This window comes from Mesorhizobium sp. M7A.F.Ca.CA.004.12.1.1, from assembly GCF_003997835.1.
In the GTDB taxonomy this organism is placed as follows: Bacteria; Pseudomonadota; Alphaproteobacteria; order Rhizobiales; family Rhizobiaceae; genus Mesorhizobium.
The window spans coordinates 1-6442 of record NZ_RZRK01000330.1 but is presented as its reverse complement, the minus strand read 5'-3'; the positions used below and the strand labels follow the sequence as shown (position 1 = coordinate 6442).

Here is a 6442-nt window from a genome sequence, read left to right as displayed (position 1 = left end):
GTGCTCGATGCCTTCGGCGTCGATGCGTGCCGTCTCGGCGCTGACACCAAGCGAGCGCAAAAAGGCTTCCACCGTCTGATGGCGGATGCGGCTTTGCTCCGCGACCTTGCGGCCGGCATCGGTCAGGAACACGCCGCGATAGGGCTTTCTCGACACCAGGCCGTCGGCGCACAGCCTGGTCAGCATCTTGGCCACTGTCGGCTGGGCGACGCCCAGGCGTGCGGCGATGTCCACCTGGCGCGCCTCGTTGCCGTCTTCGATCAGGTCGGCGATCAGCTCGACATAATCCTCGACCAGCGCGCTGCGGCGCGCTTCGCGCTGCTGCCGGAAGCCCTCCGAATGAATTTCGGCGTCGAGCAGCGGCTCGCGCGGGACCGGTCTGTTCTTCAGCGCCAATACGCGCTCCTCCCAGGACTATTTGCCATCCATGCTTTCATAGCACGGGCTCTGATTCTTCAGGCCGTTTATTTGCATTCCGCAACAGGTGCAACCGGACTTCCGATTGCGAGTTCGCCCGATACCGCCAGCAGAATAAAAAGCACCGACAATGAAATATAGCATATTGCATAATGTTGAGCCATGGCATAGCTTAAGGGAACATCGCCCAGTCTCCCGGAAAGCCCTCCCCCATGTCCGAAGTCGAAGCCACAGCCTCCCGTTCCTCATGGCGGTTCGCCAGGCCCGACGAGGACGAGGAGCCCAGCCTGCGCGAGGTCAACGCGTCGATCGCCGTTCCGAGTTCGGGGGTCTGGTTCCGCCGCCTGTTCGCCTTCATGGGTCCCGGCTACATGGTCTCGGTCGGCTATATGGATCCGGGCAACTGGGCGACCGACCTCGCCGGCGGCGCGCAGTTCGGCTACACGCTGCTGTTCATCATCATGCTGTCCAACCTGATGGCGATCCTTTTGCAGGCGCTGGCGGCACGACTCGGCATCGCCACCGGCCGCGACCTCGCCCAGGCCTGCCGCGCCTACTATCCCCGTCCGGTCAACTTCGTGCTGTGGATTGCCTGCGAACTGGCCATCATCGCCTGCGACCTGGCCGAAGTCATCGGCACCGCGATCGCGCTGCAACTTCTGTTCGGCATTCCGCTTATCGGCGGCGCCATGCTGACGGCGCTCGACGCCTTCCTCGTGCTGCTGCTGATGAACAAGGGCTTCCGCTATCTCGAAGCTTTCGTCGTCGCGCTGCTGATCATCATCTTCAGCTGCTTCGCCATCCAGATCTTCGTCGCCGCCCCGCCGGCAGGCTCGATCCTGCATGCCATGTTCGTGCCATCGTCGCAGATCGTTACCAACCCGGAGATGCTCTACATCGCCATCGGCATCATCGGCGCCACCGTCATGCCGCACAATCTCTATCTGCACTCCTCGATCGTGCAGACCCGCGCCTATGAACGCACCGAAAAGGGCAAGCGCGACGCCATCAAATGGGCAACGACGGACTCGACCATCGCCCTGATGCTGGCTTTGTTCGTCAATGCCGCCATCCTGATCGTGTCGGCGGTCGCCTTCCACAACACCGGCCATCAGGATGTTGCCGAGATCGGCCAGGCTTTCGAGCTGTTGTCGCCGCTGCTCGGCCTTGGCATCGCCTCGATCCTGTTCGCGGTGGCGCTGCTGGCTTCCGGCCTGAACTCGACGGTGACCGCAACGCTTGCCGGCCAGATCGTCATGGAGGGTTTCCTGCGCCTGCGCATCCCCAACTGGGCACGCCGGCTCTTGACGCGCGGCCTCGCCATCATCCCGGTGGTGGTCGTCACCGCGCTCTATGGCGAAAAGGGCACCGGCCAGTTGCTGGTGTTCAGCCAGGTGATCCTGTCGATGCAGTTGCCCTTCGCGGTCGTCCCGCTGGTGCAGTTCGTCTCCGACAAGAAGAAGATGGGCAATCTCGCCATTCCGCGCGGCGTCGCCGCCCTTGCCTGGGTAGTCGCCGCGGTCATCCTGGGGCTCAACTTCAAGCTGCTCTACGACACCATGTTCGGCATCGGCTAAGCTCCGCTTCGAAAATCGACTACCGTGCGCCAAGGGTAGTCTCGCGACAAATCGGCAATCCGCGCTATGTTGTCCCGCAGCATGGCCCGGATCGAAGACATCAGGAAATTCTACGCGCGGCTGCTGGTCGCCCATGCCGGCTCGCCCGACCCACGCCTGGAAGCGGCTTTCACCGAGGTGCCGCGCGAGGCGTTTCTCGGTCCCGGGCCGTGGACGGTCATCGCCGGCAACGGCAAGGTCACGACGCCGAGCGCCGACCCGGCCCATGTCTACCAGAACGTGCTGGTGACGCTCGACGACGACAAGGGCATCAACAATGGCGAGCCCTTCCTGCATGCCATGTGGATCGGAAAGCTTGCGCCTAAACCTGGCGAGGCCGTCACTCATATCGGCGCCGGCACCGGCTACTACACCGCCGTGCTGGCCAAGCTGGTTTTACCAGGCGGCACCGTCACCGGCTTCGAACTCGACGAAAAGCTGGCCGATCTGGCGCGCAAAAATCTCGAAGCATATGGCAATGCAACGGTCGTCCATGGCGATGCGGTGACGACGCCCCTGCCGCCATCCGACATCATCTACGTCAATGCTGGCGTCGCAGCGCCACCAGCAGGGTGGCTGAAGGCGCTGCGGCCCGGCGGCCGCATGATCTTCCCCTGGCGCCCGGCCGAGCGCGTCCCGCTGGCGGTGATGGTGATCCGCACCGAAAAAGGCTTCGCCTGCGATCCGTTCATGCGATCGTGGTTCATTCCCTGCGTCGGCGCCTCGCTCGCAGACTCAGCGTCGAGGATCCCGACGCGCGAGCAGGCCGCGCGCAGCCGCTCGATCTGGCTGGTGCAGGACAGGGCGCCGGACGACACCGCCACCGCCATATCGGGCGATGTCTGGTTCTCGTCGGAAGATCTCCACCCCGGGCCTCGCAAATGATGGTGGTTCGCCAAAATTTATATGTCGGACTGGTGGCTCGTCGCCCGTCCTTGGGCTGAAGTCCGGCCACGACGGCGTGGACCGAAGAACGGGAGCACTGGAATGAGAAAGATCATCTCGGCGACATTCGTCAGCCTCGACGGCGTCATGCAGGCGCCCGGCGGCCCGCAAGAGGATCCGGTCGGCGGCTTCAAGTTCGGCGGCTGGACCTTCCATTACTTTGACGAGGCGGGGGGCGCGGCGATGGATGAACTGTTCTCCAAGCCTTTCGCCCTGCTGCTCGGCCGCAGAACCTACGACATCTTCGCCGCCTACTGGCCGTATCAGAAGGATCCGATCGCGGATGCCTTCAACCCCGCGACCAAATATGTGGCGACGCATCGGCCTGACACCCTCACCTGGCAGAACACGCAAGCGCTCGGACCCGATATCGTCGCGACGTTGCGCCGCCTCAAGCAGGAGGATGGCCCTGACCTGCTCATCCAGGGATCTGGCGATCTGATCCAGACCTTGCTCGCCAACGGGCTGATCGACGAAATTCGGCTGATGATCTTCCCGCTGTTGCTGGGCAAGGGCAAGCGGCTGTTCGGCGACAGCGCGATGCCGGCCGCCTTCAAGCTCATCAAGTCGCAGGCAACCAGCACCGGCGTCATCATGGCGACCTACGAACGATCAGGCGAGATCAAGGTCGGCTCGTTTGTCACAGGGGAGCCATCCGAGGCCGAGCTCGAACGGCGCAAGAACTGGAAGTAGCAGGACCTGGGTTCCTCGCCCCACGATGAAAGATCGACCCCCACTCCGTCTCGGCTTCGCCGAGCCACCTCTCCCCCGATCGACGGGGTAGAGGAAAGGCGCGAGCTTTAGAAAGGTTGGCTCCCTTCCTCTCCCTCCGGAGGGGGGAGAGGTGGCGCTGCGAAGCAGCGACGGAGTGGGGGAAGCCGCTCGTCAATCGCGCCGCCGCCGCAAGACAGACATACCCGACCAGCAAGAAAACTGTCACCCATGCTATCGGTCCATTCTGTTACCTATCTATCCGGTTCGGACAACTCGACACCTCTCCCCCGATCGACGGGGGAGAGGAACCCAAGTTCTGCCTGGCTCAAGCAGCCACCGGCCGCCGCGCCAGCCCGTCGCGGATATGCCGCGCGAATTCCTGCGCCGCCGGCCCGACACCGTGCCTCGGCAGATGCAGGTTGATGGCAAAATTCGGCAGCGGCGGCAGGCCGGACTCCGATGGCAGTATGTCCAGATCGGCCGGCACGGTGGAGGCCAGCCAGGTGGTGACGGCAAGGTCCGACCGCACCGTCGCCGTCGTCGCGTCGATGTTGCCGTTTTCGAACACGGTGCGCCACTCCAGCCCATGCTCACCGAGCGCCGCCAGCACCGCCGGACGGAAGGCGCAGGTATCGGCGACGATCGAGACCGGCAGCGGCCGCTTGGCGCGGGCAATGCCGCCCTTGGCACCGACCCAGACCAGCCGGTCGATGGCAAGGCACTCACCGGCCGACGGGCCGACGCGTTCCTCGATCACCGCAAGGTCGATGGTCCCGGCCGCAAGGGCAGCCGTCAGTTCCGGCGACGAGGCGCAGACCAGCGATATCTCGATCTGCGGATAGGTCTCGGCATAGGTCTTCAGCACCGGCGCCAGCAAGGTGCCGACAAGGTCGTAGGGCACGCCGAGCCGCACCTGGCCGGCCACCAAAGTCCCAGCCATCTCGGCCCAGATCTCGTCATTCAAGGCCAGCAACCGCTTGCCCCTGCCGAACAGCTGTTCACCGGCGCGCGTCAGCCGCAAGCCGCGCCGGTCGCGCGTAAACAGGCTGGAGCCGAGCGCCTCCTCCAGCCGCTTGACCTGCTGGCTGACAGCACCCTGCGTCAGGTGCAGCGCATTGGCCGCCGCCGTCATGCTGGCCTTGTCGGCGACGGTGATGAAGGTGCGGATCAGCGCCATGTCGAGATTTCGGATCATGGGTGGCATTATCTATCCTAATGCTGACCATAGCAAACATTGCATTTACTGAAGTTCGCACGCAGCTACGATCGCAGCCCTCTGACAGAGGACGCCGCATGCTCGAGCCCATTCTCCCGCTCATCCTTTTTGCCATCGTCGCCACCACCACGCCCGGCATCGCCACGACCCTGTCTACGGCGTCCGGCGCGCAGTTCGGCTTTCGCCGTTCCGTGCCCCTGCTGGTCGGCAGCGCCGCCGGCCTCGCCACCGTCACGGGTGCCGCTGCCGCCGGGCTTGCCGGTCTGCTGCTTGCCGTGCCTTCGCTGCAACTGGCCATGAAGGTCGTCGGCTCGCTCTATCTCCTCTGGCTGGCGATCAAGATCGGCCGCAGCGGACCGCCCAATCTGGATGTGAGCATGGCCAGGCCGAACAGCTTTCTGGGCGGCGCCGGCATTCAATGGATGAACCCGAAAGGCTGGGCGATGGGACTAGGCGCCGCGGCTTCGTTCGCGGCATTGGCCAGCGGACCGGTGCAACTTGCGCTGCTGCTCGGCGCCACCTTCGGCCTCGCGGCCGCCGCCTCGCTTTCACTGTGGTGCGTGGCCGGCATGGTGCTGGCGCGGCTGCTCAAGACCGAATGGCAATGGCGCGCGCTCAACATCGTGCTGGCACTGGTGCTGGCCGCCTCGATCATTCCGATGTGGCGGACGGTGTAGGGACGCGGCGGCCTTGCAGAACCTGGGGCTTGCCCCAACAAAGCTCTTATGCGGCGCTGGTCGACCCCCACTCCGTCTCGGCTTCGCCGAGCCACCTCTCCCCCGATCGACGGGGTAGAGGAAAGGCGCCAGGCTTTTTGCCGTCAACGCTCGTCCAGCAAAGCTCCCTTCCTTTCCCTCCGGAGGGGGGAAAGGTGGCGCTGCGAAGCAGCGACGGATTGGGGGAACCACGTGGCAATCAAGCCTCACACCGATCAGTCACGCCAGTCACAGAAGATGTGTGCATAGCGTAGCGACAGAGCGGGGGACAGAGGTGGCCCTCAAGCCGCGTAGCGGGCTGCCGGCTTGTCGGCGTGCAGGCTGCCGTAGAAGGCCTGCCGGGCACCGAGGAAAATGTCCAGTTTGGCTGGCTCGGCGAGCGCCGGCACGGTGACGGCTTCACCCCTGGCAAGGCCGACAAGGGCCGCATCGACCATATCGTCGGCGCTCATGATGATTTCCTTCGGAAGCTGGTCGATATCGCTGCCAGCAAGCTCCCAGAAATCCGTCCGTGTCGCGCCCGGCAGCACCACCTGCACCTTCACCTCCGTACCCTCGACCTCGCGGTGCAGAGCCTCGGTGAAGTTGACGACATAGGCCTTGGTACCGCTGTAGATGCCGCCGAACGAGGTCTCATAGGCGAGCACCGAGGCGATGTTGACGACCGCACCTCGGTTGCGCGCCAAAAACCCCGGCAGCACGGCACGGGTCAGCCGCGTCAGGGCGATGACATTGACCTTGATCATGCGTTCGGCAGCGTCCGCATCGGCGGTTTCCACCACGGACTGGCCGCCAAGGCCGGCCTTGTTGACCAGCCG

The 6442-nt window shown here is 64.4% G+C and carries 7 protein-coding genes; 4 read left to right on the top strand and 3 right to left on the bottom strand.

What is annotated here, in order from left to right:
• Positions 1–396: manganese-binding transcriptional regulator MntR (mntR, locus tag EN984_RS18255; protein ID WP_127383867.1), on the bottom strand; the 396-nt coding region annotated here is incomplete at its 3' end.
• A gap of 233 nt (positions 397–629) precedes the next feature.
• Here mntR and EN984_RS18250 point away from each other — a divergent pair.
• The 3 genes from EN984_RS18250 (at position 630) to EN984_RS18240 (ending at position 3671) form a co-directional block, all read left to right on the top strand.
• Positions 630–1994 carry an Nramp family divalent metal transporter gene (locus EN984_RS18250; RefSeq protein WP_127271218.1) on the top strand — a complete coding sequence of 455 codons (1365 nt, stop codon included), beginning with the start codon at positions 630–632 and terminating at the stop codon, positions 1992–1994.
• A gap of 81 nt (positions 1995–2075) precedes the next feature.
• On the top strand, positions 2076–2918 hold the full coding sequence (locus EN984_RS18245) for a protein-L-isoaspartate O-methyltransferase (protein WP_164749051.1): 843 nt from the start codon (positions 2076–2078) through the stop codon (positions 2916–2918).
• A gap of 102 nt (positions 2919–3020) precedes the next feature.
• Positions 3021–3671, top strand: a complete 651-nt coding sequence (locus EN984_RS18240) for a dihydrofolate reductase family protein (protein WP_127271024.1) — start codon at positions 3021–3023, stop codon at positions 3669–3671.
• A 346-nt stretch (positions 3672–4017) separates the two neighbouring features.
• Here EN984_RS18240 and EN984_RS18235 read toward each other — a convergent pair whose 3' ends face one another.
• Positions 4018–4887 (bottom strand): LysR substrate-binding domain-containing protein, encoded by an 870-nt coding sequence (locus EN984_RS18235; protein ID WP_127271238.1) that lies wholly within the window; start codon positions 4885–4887, stop codon positions 4018–4020.
• Positions 4888–4985: 98 nt separating this feature from the next.
• On the opposite strand from EN984_RS18235, the gene EN984_RS18230 reads away from it, so the two are divergent.
• Positions 4986–5585 carry a LysE family translocator gene (locus EN984_RS18230; RefSeq protein WP_127271220.1) on the top strand — a complete coding sequence of 200 codons (600 nt, stop codon included), beginning with the start codon at positions 4986–4988 and terminating at the stop codon, positions 5583–5585.
• Between the two features lie 320 nt (positions 5586–5905).
• On the opposite strand, the gene EN984_RS18225 is transcribed toward EN984_RS18230, so the two are convergent.
• A partial coding sequence (locus tag EN984_RS18225; protein ID WP_127383866.1) for an SDR family NAD(P)-dependent oxidoreductase occupies positions 5906–6442 on the bottom strand: 537 nt, incomplete at its 5' end.

Coding starts and splice junctions, on each gene's coding strand:
- EN984_RS18245 (WP_164749051.1), top strand. CDS start 2,076: ATGGCCCGGATCGAAGACATCAGGAAATTCTACGCGCGGCTGCTGGTC.
- EN984_RS18230 (WP_127271220.1), top strand. CDS start 4,986: ATGCTCGAGCCCATTCTCCCGCTCATCCTTTTTGCCATCGTCGCCACC.
- EN984_RS18250 (WP_127271218.1), top strand. CDS start 630: ATGTCCGAAGTCGAAGCCACAGCCTCCCGTTCCTCATGGCGGTTCGCC.
- EN984_RS18240 (WP_127271024.1), top strand. CDS start 3,021: ATGAGAAAGATCATCTCGGCGACATTCGTCAGCCTCGACGGCGTCATG.
- EN984_RS18235 (WP_127271238.1), bottom strand. CDS start 4,887: ATGATCCGAAATCTCGACATGGCGCTGATCCGCACCTTCATCACCGTC.